Source organism: Corynebacterium sp. NML180780 (assembly GCF_007786415.1).
Lineage (GTDB): Bacteria > Actinomycetota > Actinomycetes > Mycobacteriales > Mycobacteriaceae > Corynebacterium > Corynebacterium gottingense.
The window spans coordinates 25,529-43,186 of the sequence record NZ_VNKN01000001.1; the positions used below are offsets into that span (position 1 = coordinate 25,529).

13 protein-coding genes are annotated in these 17,658 nt (G+C 68.0%); 5 read left to right on the forward strand and 8 right to left on the reverse strand.

Annotated elements, in window-relative coordinates; all coding sequences use genetic code 11:
- Positions 1-32: 32 nt before the first annotated feature.
- Positions 33-1,094, reverse strand: coding sequence for a Cj0069 family protein (locus FPP74_RS00150; RefSeq protein WP_144716744.1), 1,062 nt, complete (start codon positions 1,092-1,094; stop codon positions 33-35).
- Between the two features lie 280 nt (positions 1,095-1,374).
- Between FPP74_RS00150 and FPP74_RS00155 the strand changes: the two genes are divergently transcribed.
- Together FPP74_RS00155 and FPP74_RS00160 are read left to right on the forward strand one after the other, a co-directional pair.
- The gene (locus tag FPP74_RS00155) at positions 1,375-2,262 is read left to right on the forward strand and encodes a sulfurtransferase (RefSeq protein ID WP_095537167.1); all 888 of its coding nucleotides are present in this window, start codon (positions 1,375-1,377) and stop codon (positions 2,260-2,262) included.
- A gap of 115 nt (positions 2,263-2,377) precedes the next feature.
- A complete protein-coding gene (locus FPP74_RS00160) occupies positions 2,378-4,147 on the forward strand; it encodes an acetyl/propionyl/methylcrotonyl-CoA carboxylase subunit alpha (protein ID WP_144716745.1) in 1,770 nt (589 codons plus the stop codon).
- A 4-nt stretch (positions 4,148-4,151) separates the two neighbouring features.
- Here FPP74_RS00160 and FPP74_RS00165 read toward each other — a convergent pair whose 3' ends face one another.
- Entirely contained in the window at positions 4,152-5,045 is an 894-nt protein-coding gene (locus FPP74_RS00165; RefSeq protein WP_144716746.1) for a S1 family peptidase, read from the reverse strand.
- 55 nt (positions 5,046-5,100) lie between these two features.
- Between FPP74_RS00165 and FPP74_RS00170 the strand changes: the two genes are divergently transcribed.
- Together FPP74_RS00170 and FPP74_RS00175 are read left to right on the forward strand one after the other, a co-directional pair.
- Complete coding sequence (locus FPP74_RS00170; RefSeq protein ID WP_144716747.1) at positions 5,101-5,589, forward strand: GNAT family N-acetyltransferase; 489 nt, start codon at positions 5,101-5,103, stop codon at positions 5,587-5,589.
- Between the two features lie 44 nt (positions 5,590-5,633).
- A complete protein-coding gene (locus FPP74_RS00175) occupies positions 5,634-6,734 on the forward strand; it encodes an HNH endonuclease signature motif containing protein (RefSeq protein WP_144716748.1) in 1,101 nt (366 codons plus the stop codon).
- On the opposite strand, the gene FPP74_RS00180 is transcribed toward FPP74_RS00175, so the two are convergent.
- From FPP74_RS00180 to prpD, 5 genes are all read right to left on the reverse strand, one after another.
- Complete coding sequence (locus FPP74_RS00180; protein ID WP_144716749.1) at positions 6,731-7,528, reverse strand: S1 family peptidase; 798 nt, start codon at positions 7,526-7,528, stop codon at positions 6,731-6,733. The two genes, FPP74_RS00175 and FPP74_RS00180, sit on opposite strands and share 4 nt — an antisense overlap.
- A gap of 37 nt (positions 7,529-7,565) precedes the next feature.
- Positions 7,566-10,994 (reverse strand): pyruvate carboxylase, encoded by a 3,429-nt coding sequence (locus FPP74_RS00185; protein WP_255456015.1) that lies wholly within the window; start codon positions 10,992-10,994, stop codon positions 7,566-7,568.
- A 184-nt stretch (positions 10,995-11,178) separates the two neighbouring features.
- A complete protein-coding gene (locus tag FPP74_RS00190) occupies positions 11,179-12,318 on the reverse strand; it encodes a bifunctional 2-methylcitrate synthase/citrate synthase (RefSeq protein ID WP_144716751.1) in 1,140 nt (379 codons plus the stop codon).
- 32 nt (positions 12,319-12,350) lie between these two features.
- A complete protein-coding gene (prpB, locus tag FPP74_RS00195) occupies positions 12,351-13,271 on the reverse strand; it encodes a methylisocitrate lyase (protein WP_095547572.1) in 921 nt (306 codons plus the stop codon).
- Positions 13,272-14,783, reverse strand: coding sequence for a 2-methylcitrate dehydratase PrpD (prpD, locus tag FPP74_RS00200; RefSeq protein ID WP_144716752.1), 1,512 nt, complete (start codon positions 14,781-14,783; stop codon positions 13,272-13,274). It lies immediately after the preceding gene.
- A gap of 190 nt (positions 14,784-14,973) precedes the next feature.
- Here prpD and FPP74_RS00205 point away from each other — a divergent pair, with 190 nt between their 5' ends.
- Positions 14,974-16,236 (forward strand): short-chain fatty acyl-CoA regulator family protein, encoded by a 1,263-nt coding sequence (locus tag FPP74_RS00205; protein ID WP_144716753.1) that lies wholly within the window; start codon positions 14,974-14,976, stop codon positions 16,234-16,236.
- A gap of 3 nt (positions 16,237-16,239) precedes the next feature.
- Here the strand turns inward: FPP74_RS00205 and FPP74_RS00210 are convergent, their stop codons facing one another.
- Complete coding sequence (locus FPP74_RS00210; RefSeq protein ID WP_095546114.1) at positions 16,240-17,646, reverse strand: NAD(P)H-quinone dehydrogenase; 1,407 nt, start codon at positions 17,644-17,646, stop codon at positions 16,240-16,242.
- Positions 17,647-17,658: the final 12 nt, after the last annotated feature.

Consider the following 17,658-nt stretch of genomic DNA (forward strand, 5'->3'; position numbering starts at 1 on the left):
CATTACCTTTTCTGCAATGTACCGGAAACGCGTCAGGCGAACTTCGCCTCCACGCGGCCGATGGCTTCCTTGGCCACCAGCTCCTGGATGCCCATATCCAGCTCGGAGGTGAAGCCGACGCAGGAGCAGTTGATCTCGCCGAGGACGTAGGTGTCCTGGCCGGTCTCGTCGTCGTCGGCAAGCATGAAGTCCGCGGTCCAGATCAGCGGAATGTTGTCGCCGCCGAGCTTCTCCGCTATCACCGGGCGGGCCGCGGCGAACATGTCCACCAGCTCCTGCCACTCCTCCGGCTTCTGGTAGGTGTACGTCGCGCCCGAGAACAGGGTCGCGGAGAACGCATCGCCGCCGGCTGCCGGCTTTTTGTGCACCACGAAGACGGGATGCGGGCCGACGAGCAGGATGCGGATCTCGCCCTCGGTGATGCGCGGCATGAAGCGCATGTCCACGAGCATGCCGTTGTCGCCGATGATGTACTGGTCGCAGAAGTCCATAAACTCGCCCAGCTCGCGCTCCTCGGTGTGGTTGTCCACCGCCTCGGTGCACTTGAGCTTGGTGTCCAGCGGCAGGGCGGTGCCCGGCTCCAGCGCCTCGGCCTGCGCCCTGTCAGCCAGGCGGACGCGCCAGATGCCGGAGCCGGTGGAGCCGCGGTTCTGCTTGAGCACGCGCTCGCCGTAGGACAGGGAGGTCGGGAACGTGTCGTGGAAAGAAGCGACGTCGTAGTAGGCGGCCGTGTCGGCGGGCACGAGGTCGGTCTGGTTGAGCTTGACTAGCGCGTCCTTCGCCCCGTACGCCATCATTTCGGCCGGGGTGGACATGCCGACCAGGCCGGCGTCGGCAAGCTTGGTCAGCAGCTCGAAGTACCCTTTCTCCCCGCCCGGGATGTTGCCGGGGTTGACGCGCGAAATGTAGGCGTCGAAGCGCTCGGTGACGTACTCGAACAGCTTCTCCGACCACTCGGGGCGGTAGAAGACGACCTCGGCGTGCCAGCCGACCGCCTTGATCGCGTCGACGATGGGCATGGTGTCTTTCCGGTGGCCGTTGAACTGCTTGTCAGATCCGCCCTCGACCTCGAAGACGACGATTGCTTTGTGCACGGGATGCCCTTTCTGTAGGCCTGGTTGGCAAGAGTCTCGGTGGCAGGCGCTGCCGAGCAGGTGTTACCCATGGAATTTTAAGGCCAGCGCTGCGGTTCCACCGCGCGAGCGGGCGTGAGGTGTGCAACTTCACAACTGGCTGGGTGCGCGCAGCGCAGCGACCAGTTCAAACGGGCGTCCAATCCGCCGTTTTGCTCCGGCGGTGCACGGCACGCGGTAGGGTGAGCGGTGAAATCGAGGCGAAGAAGCGTCGATAAGCATGCACCGAAGGGGAACCACTATGAGCATTGAGCTCGACGACAACCCGAAATTCAAGGACTTCGCGCACCCCGAGAAGTTCGTCTCCGCCGCGTGGCTTTCCGCGCGACTGGGCAAGCCGGGGCTGCGCGTCGTGGAGAGCGACGAGGACGCTTACCTCTACGACATCGGGCACATCCCGGGCGCGGTGCGCATTGACTGGCACCGCGACCTCAACGACCCGGTCACGCGCGATTTCATTGACGGCGAGGCATTTGCCAAGCTGATGAGCGAGCGCGGCATTACCCGCGACGACACAATCGTGGTCTACGGCGACAAGTCCAACTGGTGGGCTGCCTACACCGCCTGGGTCTTCGAGCTGTTCGGCCACCCGGACGTGCGCCTGCTCGACGGCGGCCGCGACGCCTGGATGGGCGAGGAGCGCGACACCTCCTTCGCCGTGCCGGAGTTCCCGGCCTCCGACTACCCCGTGGTCGAGCGCAACGACGCGCCGTACCGCACCTTCGCCGCCGATTTGCTCGCGGAGACGCCCGCGCAGCTTATCGACGCCCGCCCGGCCGACCAATACGACGGCACCGCCGAGGACCCGACCGCGGACCGCGCCCCTGGCAAGTCCCCGAGCACGCTACGCCACGGCCACATCCCGGGCGCGGTCAACGTGACGTGGGGCCGCTCCCTGTTCCCGAACGCCCTGTTCAAGGACCTACCGAACATCGCCGCGATCTACGAGGACTTCGACCCGAAGGCCCGCACCGTGGTCTACTGCCAGCTCGGCGAGAGCAGCGCGCACACCTGGTACGTGCTCAACCACATCCTCGGCTTTGAAAACATCTCGCTGTACGACGGCTCCTGGGCCGAGTGGGGCAACATGGTGCGCGTGCCGGTGGAGCAGGGCTCCGGCGCCTCCTAGAATCTTGCGCTCGGGCGCGGAACTTCCGCCCCGCGACCTCCGGGTTGTAACATTGGGCACCGAAAACCGATATAGTTTGGCAACACTAATCGATTGCGAGAAAGACGGGATTTTCGTGCGTACTGAACCGAGCACCAGCCAGAACCCAGTCACCAAAGTCCTGGTGGCCAACCGCGGCGAAATCGCCGTGCGCGTGATCCGCGCCGCGAAAGACGCGGGCATCGCCTCCGTCGCCGTGTACGCTGACCCGGACCGGGACGCGCCGTTCGCAGCGCTTGCCGACGAAGCCTTCTCCCTCGGCGGCGCCACCGCCGCAGAGTCCTACCTGGACATGGACAAGATCCTCGACGCCGCCGCGAAGGCCGGCGCGGACGCCATCCACCCCGGCTACGGCTTCCTGTCCGAGAACGCCGAGTTTGCCCGCCGCGTGATCGACGCGGGGCTGACCTGGATCGGCCCGTCGCCGGAGTCCATCGCCGCGCTGGGTGACAAAGTCACTGCCCGCCACATCGCCGAGGCGGCCAACGCCCCCATGGCGCCGGGCACCACGGACCCGGTCGCGGACGCGGACGAAGTCGTAGCGTTCGCGGACCAGCACGGGCTGCCGGTGGCCATCAAGGCAGCGTTCGGCGGCGGCGGCCGCGGCATGAAGGTGGCGTACACCCGCGAGGAGATCCCGGAGCTGTTCGAGTCCGCCACCCGCGAGGCGACGGCCGCGTTCGGCCGCGGCGAGTGCTTCGTCGAGCGCTACCTGGACAAGGCCCGCCACGTCGAGGCCCAGGTGCTGGCGGATATGCACGGCAACGTCGTCGTGATGGGCACGCGCGACTGCTCCCTGCAGCGCCGCTTTCAGAAGCTCGTGGAGGAGGCGCCCGCGCCGTTCCTCACCGAAGAGCAGCGCGAGCGCATCCACTCCTCGGCCAAGGCCATCTGCCGGGAGGCGGGCTACTACGGCGCCGGCACCGTGGAGTACCTCGTCGGCTCCGACGGGCTGATCTCGTTCCTGGAGGTCAACACGCGCCTGCAGGTGGAGCACCCGGTCACCGAGGCCACCACCGGCGTGGACCTGGTGCGCGAGCAGTTCCGCATCGCGCGTGGCGAGCAGCTGCGCTTCACCGAGGACCCGACCCCGCGCGGCCATGCCTTCGAGTTCCGCATCAACGGCGAGGACGCCACGGCCAACTTCATGCCCGCCCCGGGCACGGTCGCCGAGTACTCCGAGCCGGCCGGCCCGGGCGTGCGCGTCGACTCCGGCGTGCGCGCGGGCTCCGTCATCGGCGGGCAGTTCGACTCCATGCTGGCCAAACTCATCGTCTACGGCGAGGACCGCACCGAGGCGCTGCAGCGCGCCCGCCGCGCCCTCGACGAGTACGTGGTCACCGGCTTCCCCACCGTCATCCCCTTCCACAAGGCGATTGTGAACGACCCAGCGTTCGTGGGCGCCGAGGACTCCTTCGACGTGTACACGCGCTGGATCGAGGAGGAGTGGGTCAACGAGCTCACCAGCGACGACACCACCGACGACGCCGAGAGCGCCGAGACGCGCACGTTCGCCGTCGAGGTCAACGGCCGCCGCATCGAAGTCGCGCTCCCCGCCTCCCTCGTCTTCGGCGGCGCCCAGCGCAAGAAGCCGAAGAAACGCCGCTCCGGCGGGTCCAAGGCGGCCGTCTCCGGCGACGCCGTGGCCTCCCCGATGCAGGGCACCGTGATCAAGCTCAACGTCACCGAGGGAGACGCCGTGGAGGAGGGCGACGTCCTCCTGGTCCTCGAGGCCATGAAGATGGAGAACCCGGTCAAGGCCCACAAGGCCGGGACCGTCACCGGCCTCGCCGCCGAGGAAGGCGCCCAGGTGAACAAGGCCGCCGTGCTGATGGAGCTGAAGTAGCGGCCTACCCGAGGATCCCCTCGCCCTTCCACTCCACCACGGTCTGCAGGATCTGCCCGATGACCGGCGCGGATGCCGCGAGCACGCCGACGACGATGATCGCGATCACCGGCAGCGTGCCCTCTTCCAAACCGGTGCTGCCCTCGATGCGCTTGGCGGAGCCCGCGGCGGCGCCGCTGAGCGCGTCGTCGGGCAGCTCCGCCTTGTGCGCCGTCGGCTGCTGCACGCTGTAGTACTTCGAGATCAGCGCGATCTCGTCGGCCGACTCGACCGGCCCGCCGTTCTTCGCCGCCGACGCGCGCGACAGCTGGTGCTCCCCCTCGCTCTTCGACTCAATCACGCTCACCCCCGAATACACGCCGAGGAACCCGCGCCCGGGCACCCACACCGGCCCGCCCGAATCGCCGTGCTGCCCCGTCTCGCCGTCGAAGTACACGTTATTGTTCACGCTCCCCGCGTACTTCCCGCAGATCACGCGCCGCGAGGCCGCGCCATAGGTGCACACTTGCTGCCCCGGACGCATCTCGCTTATCGACGCCACCTCGTCCCCACTCCTCCCATTCCCCGCAAGGCGCACCCCGTCGTCCCAGCGGATCGCCGCCCAGTCGTTGCCCGTGACGCTGTCGCCCCAGCGCGAGGAGGGGTACAGGGTGCCGATTTCTGGGGTGAGCGTGCCGTCGACAAGCTTGACCCTCACCCTGTCCCCCGAAAGGCCGCAGTGCGCGGAAGTGTAGCTGATGTGCTCGGCGTGGTCGTTGAACGCGACGGCGCAGCTGGAACTGTCGGCGACGACGATCTGCGCGCCCTGCGCCACCGCGGTCGCCGCGTGCGCGGGCGGGGCCACGGCGGCGGTGGCGGCGATCGTGGCGGTGAGGGCGACGGCGACTCGGTTACGCATACGGCAGATCCTACAACCAGCAGCGTCCCTGCTCCGAGTTGCTATCGTGGGGCGCATGACATTTGAATTCCGACGCGCCGTCGAAGCCGATCGCACCTACCTCCAGCGCTTGAACTACCTCACCGAGGTGTTCGGCGACGAGGACGCGCCGATGCACGAGCAGCACCGCGACAGCATCGTCTCCGGCGTCGACGACTACGTCTACGGCTGGGACCCGGATTCCGACGGCGGCATCATCGCCACCGACGAGTTCCACACCCCCGCCGGCGGCCTCTGGTTCCGCTACTGGGACGACCCGTCCAAGGGCCACGCCAACCTCGGCCCCGACATCCCCGAGCTGGCCATCGCGATCGAGGGCCGCTTCGCCGGGCAGCGCCTCGGCGCGCTCCTCCTCGAGCAGGCCGTGCAGCTGGGGCGCGAGCAGGGCGCCGAGCGCCTCGCCCTCTGGGTCGACCCGGACAATCCGCGGGCGCGCCACCGCTACGAGCAGTTCGGCTTTGACAACGTCAAGGGCCTCGACAACGTCATGGCCCTCGACCTCTAGAGTTCCGGTTGCGGGGTCCGTGCGCGTGGGTTAGCGTCGTGCGCATGGGGGAAGCACAACTGAAGGCCTTTTTCGCCTTCAAATCCGGGGGTATCGCGGCGCTCGAGCACGTCTACGACGCCGGCTACTCCGCCGAAGCGCTGACCGGCCTCGGCGCGGCCGACGACTACGCCGAGACGCTGTGCCAGCTGGCGTCGAAATTTTTCGCGCCCACCACGCACTCCCGCTATCAGCAGCGCGCCCGCGACGCCGCGCGGCGCAACAGCCACTGCGTCGAAACGCTCGACATGATCGTGCGCACGGGCCGCGCCATCGCGGACCCCACCGACCGCTGGGACTACACCGAGCAGCTCTGCGCCACCCGCGGCGACACCGCGACGCTGACCAAGCGCGCCGCCACGCTGCGCAAGAAGTTCCTCGCGCCCCGCGTTCCCAAGGACGGCGCCACCATCCGGCGCAGCACGGCGCACGACAAGATCAGCGTGACGTTCACGGCGTCATCAAACGCGATGCAGGACGTCATCACCACCCTGGAGACGCGCGACGAGCACGGCGCGACGATCGACGCGATCGATTGGCTGGTGAACAACCGCTCGCTGTCCCAGGCCCCGGCGGCCGTCCACCTCATTGTCACCGACAACCAGATCGACCACATCCTCGCTGGCACCGACGACCAGCCGGACACCGAGCCGGTCGTGGTGACCAACACCGGGATCCGCATGACCACCAGCCAGGTGCTCGACCGGCACATCCTCCCCGACGGCTACATCACCCTCGCCTCCGGGCACCTCGGCCCCATTAACACGCACCGCATGCGCCTGGCCTCGCCAGTGCAGCGGCTCGCGCTCGAGGCGGATTCCCCGACCTGCTGCTGGCCCGACTGCAACACGCCAATCAGCGGGTGCCAGGCCCACCACCTCACCGAATACATCCAGGGCGGCGAGACCACCCCGGCGAACATGTGCTGGCTTTGCCCGCACCACAACGCCGTCAACGGCCAGCCGGGCCGCGGCCGCATGACCCGCATCGACGGCCGCATCGCCTGGGTCGGGCCGAACAACAGCTCGCCCAGGTTCACCGGCCGGAGCTACACCCCGCACCGCGTCCCCGTCGGCGGCCCCGCCCAGGGCCGACCGCCCGACTAGCCGTTGAAGATCAGGGATAGGACGGCGAGGAGCAGCTGCAACGCGCCGCTGAACACCGCGCGCAACCAGGAATCACTGCTGCCCGCCGGCTCGGGCGGCGGCGGTTTCGGCGCGCCCGCCTGCGCGTCGTCGCTGAAGTAGCTGACGAACACGTCGATGATCGCGTCGCGGATCGGCCCGCCGTCGGCCGTCGTCGCGCCGAGCGTGAACGCTTTCGTGCGCCCCGTCAGGTTGTCGCGCCCTTCGAGCGACGCCGAGTGCACGCCGACGAAGCCGCGCCCCGGAATCCACATCGGCCCGCCGGAGTCGCCCGGGGCACCGGGCTCGACGTCCACGAGGAACGAGTTGCCCACCCGCGCGTAGTAGGTACCGCAGGTCGCGGCGCCGGTGGCCCAGCCGTAGTAGCAGACGGTTTCGCCGCGCCGAATGTCGTCCAGCGGGACCTGCGCGTCGCCGGTGTACTCGTTCGGCCCGAGCTCGACGCCCGCGTCCCACCGGATGCGGGCCCAGTCGTTGGTCGTCTCCTCGCTGCGCGGCGAGGTATCGAGGGTGCCGATTGCGGGGGACCACGTGCCGTCGTCAAGCACTTTGCGCACCCTGTTGCCGCTGGTGCCGCAGTGCGCGGCGGTGAAGCTTTCGCGCTCGCCGTTGAAGCCGACGGTGCACTCGGAGCCATTCACGACGACAGCGTCCCCCTGCCCCACCGTCACCGCCCCCGCCACGGGCGCAGCCAGGAAAAGGGCCGCAGCCGCTGTCGCGACGCTGCGGCCCATCGGCACGGGAAGCATTCTCACCCGAGCAATTGTACCCAACTGCTCAGGTGGGCAAAACTTACTTTGAGGAGATGACGACAACCAGGTCGCCGCCCTCAACCTTGGTCGGCTGCGAGAACGCGAGGCGCTCGATCGTGCCGTCCTGGGTGGCGGAGATGCCGGCCTCCATCTTCATGGCCTCGATGGTGGCGACCTGGTCGCCGGCCTTGACCTCGTCGCCGACCTTGGCGGTGATGTTGACCACGCCCGCGAACGGCGCGGCGACGTGGCCCGGGTTCGAGGCGTCCGCCTTCTCGGCCTCCGCGACCGTGGACTCGGCGTGCTCGTCGCGCACCAGCATCGGGCGGACCTGGCCGTTGACGGTGAGGATGACCTGGCGCATGCCCTTCTCGTCCGGCTCGCCGATGGCGTCCAGGCGCACGGACAGCGGCGGGCGCTGCTCGTCGATCTCGCCGTACCAGATCATGGTCTCCTCGCCCTCGACGAGGCCGTAGAAGAAGGTGCGGTCCGACAGCTGGTCGGTCACGCCGTAGGTGCGGCGGTGCTCCTGGAACTCGGCGTACTGCTTCGGGAACAGCAGCTTGTCCAGGGCCACGCGGCGGACGTCGTGGTCGTCGGACGCCAAGTCGCCCTCGAGCTCAGCAGGGACCTCGACGGTGTGGTCGACGGGGCTGCGGTCGGCCAGGGCGGCGTCGCGAAGCAGCGGCCAGCCGCCCGGGGGCGTACCGAGCTCGCCCTGCAGGAAGCCGATGACGGACTCCGGGATGTCGTACTTGCGCGGGTTCTCCGCGAAGTCCTTCGGGTCCACGCCCGCGCCCACGAGGTGCAGCGCGAGGTCGCCGACGACCTTGGAGGACGGGGTGACCTTGGTCGGGCGGCCCAGGATCTCGTTGACCGCGGCGTAGTAGTCCTCGATGAGCTCGAAGCGGTCGCCCAGGCCCAGCGCGTTCGCCTGCGTGCGCAGGTTGGACAGCTGGCCGCCCGGGATCTCGTGCTTGTACACGCGGCCGGTCGGGCCGGGGATGCCGGACTCGAACGGGGCGTAGACCTGGCGCACGGCCTCCCAGTACGGCTCCATGTCGGAGACGGCCTGCAGGGAGATGCCGGTGTCGCGCTCCGTGTTGGCAAACGCGGCGACGAGCGCGGACATCGACGGCTGCGAGGTCGTGCCGGCCAGCGGCGCAGACGCCACGTCGACGACGTCGGCGCCGGCGTTGGCGGCGGCGAGGTAGGTGGCCAGTTGGCCGCCCGCGGTGTCGTGGGTGTGCACGTGGACCGGCAGGTCGAAGCGCTCGCGCAGCGCGGATACCAGCTTCGCGGCGGCGGCCGGGCGCATGAGGCCCGCCATGTCCTTGATGGCCAGGACGTGGGCGCCGGCGTCGACAATCTGCTCTGCCAGCTTGAGGTAGTAGTCCAGCGTGTAGAGGTCCTCGTTCGGGTCCATGAGGTTGCCCGAGTACGCCATCGCGACCTCGGCGACGGTGGTGTTGGTCTCCAGGACCGCCTCGATCGCCGGGCGCATCTGGGAGACGTCGTTGAGCGCGTCAAAGATGCGGAAGATGTCGATGCCGGAGGTGGCCGCCTCCTGCACGAACGCCTTGGTCACCGAGTCCGGGTACGGGGTGTAGCCGACCGTATTGCGGCCGCGCAGCAGCATCTGGATGTTCACGTTCGGCATCGCCTCACGCAGCTCGTCCAGGCGCATCCACGGGGATTCGTGCAGGAAGCGCATGCCCACGTCGTAGGTCGCGCCGCCCCACGCCTCCACAGAGGTCAGCTCCGGGGTGAGGTGGCCGACGTGCTTCGCCGCAGCGACGAGCGTGTTCGTACGGATGCGGGTGGCCAGCAGGGACTGGTGCGCGTCGCGGAACGTCGTCTCAGTGACGCCGAGCGCGGTCTGGTTGCGCAGCTTCTCTGCCCACTTCTTCGGGCCGAGCTCGAGCAGCTCGTCGCGGGAGCCGCGCGGCGTGTCGGAGTACTCGGTGGTGGGCAGCTTTTTCGACGGCCGGATCGTGGTCGGTCGCGGACCGTTCGGCTTGTTCACCGTGACGTTGGCCAGGTAGTCGAGGATGCGGCCGGCGTCGTCAGCTGCCGGCGGGGCCTCGAGCAGGAACGGGTGCGCGGCGATGTAGCCGGTGTTGATGCGCTCGTGCTGGAAGTCGTCCTGGGAGAGCAGCACGCGCAGGAAGCCAATGTTGGTGGAGACGCCGTTGACGGTGAACTCGTTGAGCGCGCGCAGAGCGCGGTCCACGGCGACCTGGAAGTTGCGGCCGCGGCAGGTCATCTTCACCAGCAGGGAGTCGAAGTTCGGGGTGATCTCCGTGCCGACGGACACGCTGCCGTCCAGGCGGACGCCGGCGCCGCCCGGCGAGCGGTAGCCGGTGACGGTGCCGGAGTCGGGGCGGAAGCCGTTGTTCGGGTCCTCGGTGGTGATGCGGCACTGCAGGGCGGCACCATTGACCTCGATGAGGTCCTGCTCCAGGTGGACGTCCTCCAGCTTGGCGCCGGCGGCGATGTACATCTGGTTCTTCACAATGTCCACGCCCGTGACCTCCTCGGTCACGGTGTGTTCGACCTGCACGCGCGGGTTCATCTCGATGAAGACGTGGTTGCCCTTTTCGTCCACGAGGAACTCGACCGTGCCGGCGCCCTCGTAGTTGATCTCCTTGCAGAACTTCACCGCGTCCTCGCAGATGCGCTGGCGCTGCTCCTCGGTGATGTGCTGCGCAGGCGCGATTTCTACGACCTTCTGGTGGCGGCGCTGCAGGGAGCAGTCGCGCTCGTAGAGGTGGACCACGTTGCCGTAGGAGTCCGCCATGACCTGGACCTCGATGTGCTGCGGGTTGATCACGGCGCGCTCGACGTAGACGTTCGGGTCACCGAAGGCGGCCTCCGCCTCGCGCGACGCCTCGGCGGCGAGCGCCTCCAGGTCTTCTGGCTTTTCCACGAAGCGCATGCCGCGCCCACCGCCGCCCGCGACGGCCTTGATGAAGACGGGGAACTGGAATTCCTTCGCGTACTCGGCAAGCTGTGCGACGTCCGAGGACGGCTCAGAGTCCTTCAGCGTGGGCAGCCCGGCGCGCTCGGCAGCCTGGACGGCGGCGGACTTGTCGCCGGTCAGGTCCAGGGTGTCCGCGGACGGGCCGATGAACTTAATGCCGTTGGCGTCGCAGGCGCGGGCCAGGTCGGCGCGCTCGGAGAGGAAGCCGTAGCCCGGGTAGATCGCGTCCGCGCCGGTTTCCTTGGCGGCGCGGATGATCTCGTCTATGTCCAGGTACGCCTTGACGGGCTGGCCCTCGGTGCCGATCTGCACGGCCTCGTTTGCAAAGGGGCGGTGGAAGGAGTTGCGGTCCTCCCGCGGGTAGACCGCCACGGTTTTCGCACCGGTCTCAAACGCTGCGCGGAACGCGCGCACCGCGATCTCGCCGCGGTTGGCAACGAGGATCTTCTTGAAGGCGGGGAGGTCATTAAGTGGGAGTTGTTCCACGAGAACTTTGTCCTTTCGCTGTGTGCAAGGCACGGTTCGCATATCGAACGGAGCACCTCGACTCTACCGCGTCCGACGACGCCAGATGTACATTTTATGAACTCATTTGGGGCGGGCAGCGCGCGCAACAGCCCGCCGAGCGCGTTGTGTGCGACGGGGCGGGCTGGCGTCGATAAGCAAATTGTTAGAGATGGCGCTCCTCCGGGCCGTTGTAGGCGGACAGCGGGCGAATGAGCGAGTTGTTCGCGTACTGCTCGATGATGTGGGCGATCCAGCCGGTGATGCGGGCCATGACGAACAGCGGGGTGAAAAACTCGATGTCAAAGCCCAGGATGTAGTAGGCCGGGCCCGACGGGAAGTCCAGGTTGGGCTTGATGTGGATGGAGGTGTTCTCGTACATCGTCTTTTCCATGATGTCGTAGATGTCCACCCACTTCTGGGAGTCCTTCTCCGGGTGCTCGGAGGCGAGCTTCTTAAACGCGGCCTCCATCGTGGGCACGCGCGAGTCGCCCTTCTTGTACACGCGGTGGCCGAAGCCCATGACGAGCTCCTTGTTTTTCAGCTTGTTCAGCGTCCAAGCCTCCGCGTTGTCCGGCGAGCCGACCTCGACCATGTTGTGCATGACAAACTCGTTCGCGCCGCCGTGCAGCGGCCCCTTGAGCGCGCCGATCGCCGCGGTGATGGCGGACCACGCGTCGGACTGCGTGGAGGTCACCGTGCGGGCGGTGAAGGTGGAGGCGTTGAAGGAGTGCTCCGCGTACAGGATGAGCGACTTCTCAAAGGCCTCGATGTCGGACGGAATCGTGGCCGGCGAGCCCTCCTCGTCGCCGAAGACCATCCAGAGGAAGTTCTCGGCAAAGCTCTTGTCGTGCGACGGCGCGAGGTAGTCCTTGCCCTGGCGGCGGCGGATGTCGGTGGCCACGACGGTGGGCAGCTTGGCCAGCAGCTGGGTGCCGATCTTGCGGATGTGGTCCGCGTCCGGCGTGAACTTGTGCTCGTCGCGGGTGCCCAGGAAGGACACGGCAGTGCGCAGCACGTCCATCGGGTGGCAGTCCTTGGGCAGGAAGTTGATGACCTGGATGAGGTCCTCGTCGATGTCGCGGTTGGCCATGCAGCCGTTGCGGAACTCCTCGCGGCCCTGCTCGTCCGGCAGCTCGCCGTGCCACAGCAGGTACGCGACTTCCTCGAAGCTGCAGTTCTCGGCGAGCTCCTGCACGGGGTAGCCCTGGTACAGCAGCGAGTTGGTCTCCGGGTTGACTTTGGAGATGGCCGTGTAGTCGGCGACGACGCCGGCGAGGCCCTTGCGAATTTCCTGATCAGACATGATGTGCTCCTTTGGGGGGATGGGGATGGGGTCTACTCGAACGTGGACGAGTAGCTGTCCTTGGAGTAGGTGAAGACGGACTGGTCGAACTGGTTGTATTCGTCGTAGCGGACGAGCTCGTAGAGGCGCGAGCGGTGCTGCATCTTGTCCAGCCACGGCGTTTGGATGCCGGTGTCGGCGATGTCGCGCAGCATCGCCTCGGTCTGACCCATGGCGATGCGGAACGTGGTCACCGGCCAGATCACCGCGTTGTAGCCGAGGTTTTCCAGCGTGCCGGCGGACAGCAGCTCGGTCTTGCCAAACTCCGTCATGTTGGCCAGCAGCGGGGTGTCCACGGCGGCGCGGAACTTGGCAAAGTCTGCCTCCGAGTACAGCGCCTCGGTGAAGATGAGGTCCGCGCCCGCGTCGGCGTACGCCTTCGCGCGCTCGATGGCCTCGTCGATGCCTTCGATGCCGGCGGCGTCGGTGCGCGCGCAGATGACAAAATTGTCGTCCTGCCGCTCGCGCACCGCCGCGGTGATGCGGCGCACCATGAGGTCGCGGGGCACGACCTCCTTGCCGTCGAGGTGGCCGCAGCGCTTCGGGTTCACCTGGTCTTCCAGGTGGAGCGCCGCGAGTCCTGCGGCTTCGAATTCAGCGACGGTGCGGGCTGCGGACATGGGTTCGCCGAAGCCGGTGTCGGCGTCGATAAGCACTGGCAGGTTGGTGGCGCGGGCGATCTGGCCGCCGCGGTTGGCTACCTCGGACAGGGTGGTCAGGCCGATGTCGGGCAGGCCGAGGTCGTTGGCCACCACGGCGCCGGAGACGTAAACGCCTTCGAAGGCGCCGATGTCCTCGATCAGCCGCGCCGTGAGCGGGTTGAACGCGCCCGGCAGCTTGGTGATGGTCTCCGAGGTGAGTGAGTCGCGCAGTGCTTGCCGACGCTCACGCGGTGTCTTCTCTGGTGCAAACATTTAGAAGATGCCTCCTGGGATCTCGGGGGCGCTCGCCTTCGCGTCGTCGTTGACCGCGATGTTGAGCGCGGACAGGTCGGTGAGGTGTTCCAGGTCCTGCACCGCGGCGAGGAAGCGGTCCTGCTCCTCCGGGGCGACGATGCCCTCGGCGAGGGTGCGGAATTTCTGGATGTAGTTGTCGCGCTCGAAGGGGCGGGCGCCGAACGGGTGGGCGTCGGCGACGGCCATCTCGTCCTCGATGACGGTGCCGTCGGCGAAGGTGATCACGGCGCGCGAGCCGAAGGCCTTCTCGTTCGGGTCCTGCGAGTGGTAGCGGCGGGTCCACTCCTTGTCCTCCACCGTGGAGATTTTGTGCCACAGTGCGACGGTCTCGGGGCGGCCGGCGCGCTCCGGGGTGTAGGAGTTGACGTGGTGCCAGGTGCCGTCCTCGAGCGCGACGGCGAACATGTACATGATCGAGTGGTCAAGGGTTTCGCGGGATGCGGTGGGGTCCATCTTCTGCGGGTCGTTCGCGCCGGTGCCGATGACGTAGTGGGTGTGGTGCGAGGTGTGCAGGACGATGGACTCGATGTCGGCGGTGGACTTGCCGGCGTCCGCGATGGTCTGCTTCATGCGGCGCGCCAGGTCGATCGGCGCCTGCGCCTGGTACTCGGCGGAGTGCTCCTTGGTGTAGGTCTCCAGGATGGCGCGCTTGGCCTCGCCGTCGGCCGGCAGCGGGACGGTGTAGGTGCGCTCCGGGGAGTGCAGCATCCAGGCGATAAAGCCGTCCTCGCCCTCCCAGATCGGGGCCGGCGCGCCCTCGCCACGCATGGTGCGGTCGACTGCCTCGATGCCCATCTTGCCGGCGAATGCCGGGGCGGACGCCTTCCACGAGGAGATCAGGCCCTTGCGGGACTGGCGGGTGGCGGTAGTGGTGTGCAGCGCCTGGCCGACGGCCTGGTAGATGGTGTCCACGTCCAGGTCCAGCATGGTGCCGATGCCGGCCGCCACCGACGGCCCGAGGTGCGCGACGTGGTCGATCTTCCACTCGTGCAGGCAGATGCCCTTGACCAGGTTGACCTGGATCTCGTAGCCGGTGGCGATGCCGCGGATAAGCGCCTTGCCGTCGAGCCCCTTGTGCTGGGCGACGGCCAGGATCGGTGGGATGTTATCGCCCGGGTGCGAATACTCGGCGGCGAGGAAGGTGTCGTGGAAGTCCAGCTCGCGCACGGCCGTGCCGTTGGCAAAGGCGGCCCACTCGGCGGAGTAGGCGCCGTCCGCGCCGAAGACCTGCGCGCCGCCCTCGGCGACCGGGTGTGCCAGGGCCATCTCGCGCGCCGTGGCGACGGGGCGGCGGCCGTAGGAGGCGACGGCGACGGAGGCGTTGTCGATGATGCGGTTGATAATCATCTCGCGCGTATCTTCCGGCACCTCAACCGGGTCGGCGGCGACCTTGGCCACCTTGTAGGCAAGGTGTTCCTCGATGGGGAAATCCTCGGCGGACTTCCGGGTGCGGACTTCGTGGTTGATCATTCGGTGTGCAACTCCTCGGCTGGTGTGGGGGGCGAGTGGGCGTCGATAAGCGACTTAGTGCACCTCATAGTAAGCGGTCAATTGTGTCGCACGACATATTTTGCTGTGTGAAAAGGAGTGTCACGGGTGCGCGGTTTTTGTAAACTTTGTAAAACCACAGTTCAACGCACCGAAGCGGCGGGGAGGCCCAATGACCAAGCACTACGCGGGGGCAAGAATCCACACGCTGCGCGCCAACGAGGGGCTCACGCAGGTGGACATGGCGCGCAAGCTCGGCATCTCCACCAGCTACCTCAACCAGCTGGAAAACGACCAGCGGCCCCTCACCGTCACCGTGCTCCTGCAGCTCACGCAGGTCTTTGGGCTGGACGCGACGTTCTTCTCCCCCGACGCCGAGCAGCGCGTCGCCGGCGAACTCGCGGAGCTGCTGCCCGGCGCGCCGGAGTCGGAGCTCGCGGAAATCGCGCTACGCTACCCCGCCGTTGCGCAGGGCATCAAAGACCTTCCCGGGATGCTCGCCGGCGCCGCCAGCAACCCGCACATCGTCGTGCGCGACTTCTTCCAGCAGCACAACAATTACTTCCACGACCTGGACACGGCCGCCGAGGACTTCGCCACCCCGCTGCACGCGCGCCAGCTGCGGCTCACCCGCATCGCCGCCGTGCTGGACCGCGACTTCGGCTACACCGTCCGCTTCAACCAGCACACCGGCGGCGAGCGCTCGGCCGCCAGCGCCGACGCCCGCGAGATCCGCCTGCGCACCGGCCTTTCCGAGGCCCAGCAGTGCTTCGAGCTGTCGTACCACTACGCACGCATCGCGCACGGGCAGCTTCTCGACGCCCACGCCTCCCCCATCGCCAACCCCCGCGCCCGCCAACTCGCGCGCCACGGCCTGGCGCAGTACTTCGCCGCGGCCGCCACCATGCCGTATTCGCTCATCCTGGAGGCGGCGGAGGAAACCCGCTACGACGTGGACGTGATCTCCGCGCGCTTCGGCACCGGCTTCGAGTCCACCTGCCAGCGGCTGGGCACCCTGCAGCGGCCCGGCGCGACCGCCATCCCCTTCGTGTTCATCCGCACCGACCGGGCTGGCAACATCTCGAAGCGGCAGTCCACCACCTCGTTCCACTTCTCCCAGCGCGGTGGGACCTGCCCGCTGTGGGTGGTACACCGGGCGTTTGAGACCTCCAACCGCGTCACCCGGCAGGTCTCCGTCATGCCCGACGGGCGGACGTACATGTGGGTGGCGCGGATGGTGCAGGGCCCGGCGGTGGAGTTTGGGAAACCGCGCAAGGAAAACGCCGTGGCGCTGGGGTGCGACGCCGCCCACGCGGACCGGATGGTCTACGCGGACGGGCTCGACCTGTCGCCGGACTCCGCCACCCCGATCGGGCCGGGGTGCGAGACGTGCCCGCGGCGCGCCTGCCCGCAGCGGGCGTTCCCGGCGCTGTGACGTTTAGTCCAGGTCGGACTTCTTCACCAGGCGGCGCGCCGCCTCCGTCACGGAGCCGGACAGCGACGGGTAGACCGCCATGGAGTTGGCCAGCTGCGCGACGGTGAGGTTGTTGGCCACCGCGATGGTCAGCGAGTGGATGAGCTCGGAGGCGGTCGGGGCGACGATCACGCCGCCGATGACCTGGCCGGAGCCCTTGCGGGCAAAGATCTTGACAAAGCCGTGCTGCAGGGAGCGCATCTTGGCGCGCGCGTTGGTGGCCAGGGGCAGCTTGTACACCTCGGCGGCCACCTCCCCGTCCTTGATCTGCTGCTCGGTCACGCCCACCGCGGCGATCTCGGGGCGGGTGAACACAGCGTTGCCCACGGTCTTGATGCGCAGGGGGGTCACGCCCTCGCCGAGCGCGTGGTCCACGGCGATGCGGCCCTGCTGCGCAGCCACGGATGCCAGCGGCATGAGGTCGGAGCAGTCGCCTGCAGCGTAGATGCCGGAGACGTTGGTGCGGGAGACGCGGTCGACGTGGATGTGGCCCGACGGGGTGGTCTCTACGCCGGCGGCCTCCAGGTTCAGGTCGGCGGTGTTGGGGATGGAGCCGATGGACATCATCACGTGCGAGCCTTCGATGGCGCGCCCGTCGGTGGTGTGGACGACCACGCCGTCGCCGGTGTTTTCCACGCGCTCGACGCGCGCGTCCTTCTCCAGCTGCACGCCGAGGTTGCCCAGGACGGTCTCGAGCACGTCGGCGGCGTCCGCGTCGTCGTGCGGCAGGATGCGGTTGCGCGACGCCACCATGGTCACCTTCACGCCCAGCTCGGCGAAGGCGGAGACGAACTCCGCGCCGGTGACGCCGGAGCCGACGACGATGAGGTGGGTGGGCATCTCGATCAGGTCGTACATCTGGCGCCAGTTGAGGATGCGCTCCCCGTCCGGCTCGGCGCCCTTGAGCACGCGCGGGCTCGCGCCGGTGCAGACGAGCACCATGTCGCAGTCGATGTGCTCGGTGGTGCCGTCGGCGCACTCGACTTCGAGGCTGTGCGTGGTGTGGCCCTTCTGCTCGTCGGTAAAGCGCGCGCGGCCGTCGATAAAGCGCACGCCCACGCGGTCCAGCTGGGCGCGGATGTCGCGCGACTGCTCGGCCGCCAGCGCCACCACGCGGTTGTTCAGCGCGCTCAGCGCCAGGTGCGCCTCGCCCAGGCCGTGGTTGAGCCCCATGTCGTCGGCGCGGCGCAAGTCCGTCTTAATGTTGGCGCCCGCAATGAAGCTTTTCGACGGCACCACGTCCTTCCGGATCGCCGATCCGCCAGCCCCCTGGTCCTCCACCACGATGATCTCCGCGCCGTAGTTCGACGCGACCAGCGCGGCCTCGTACCCTGCCGGACCTCCACCAACAATGACGATCTTCTTCGACACCGAGTTTCTCTC

Excerpts from the sequence above, each read along its gene's own strand:
- FPP74_RS00155 (WP_095537167.1), top strand. The coding sequence starts at position 1,375 with ATGAGCATTGAGCTCGACGACAACCCGAAATTCAAGGACTTCGCGCAC.
- FPP74_RS00165 (WP_144716746.1), bottom strand. The coding sequence starts at position 5,045 with ATGCGTAACCGAGTCGCCGTCGCCCTCACCGCCACGATCGCCGCCACC.
- FPP74_RS00170 (WP_144716747.1), top strand. The coding sequence starts at position 5,101 with ATGACATTTGAATTCCGACGCGCCGTCGAAGCCGATCGCACCTACCTC.
- FPP74_RS00175 (WP_144716748.1), top strand. The coding sequence starts at position 5,634 with ATGGGGGAAGCACAACTGAAGGCCTTTTTCGCCTTCAAATCCGGGGGT.
- FPP74_RS00190 (WP_144716751.1), bottom strand. The coding sequence starts at position 12,318 with ATGTCTGATCAGGAAATTCGCAAGGGCCTCGCCGGCGTCGTCGCCGAC.
- prpB (WP_095547572.1), bottom strand. The coding sequence starts at position 13,271 with ATGTTTGCACCAGAGAAGACACCGCGTGAGCGTCGGCAAGCACTGCGC.
- prpD (WP_144716752.1), bottom strand. The coding sequence starts at position 14,783 with ATGATCAACCACGAAGTCCGCACCCGGAAGTCCGCCGAGGATTTCCCC.
- FPP74_RS00205 (WP_144716753.1), top strand. The coding sequence starts at position 14,974 with ATGACCAAGCACTACGCGGGGGCAAGAATCCACACGCTGCGCGCCAAC.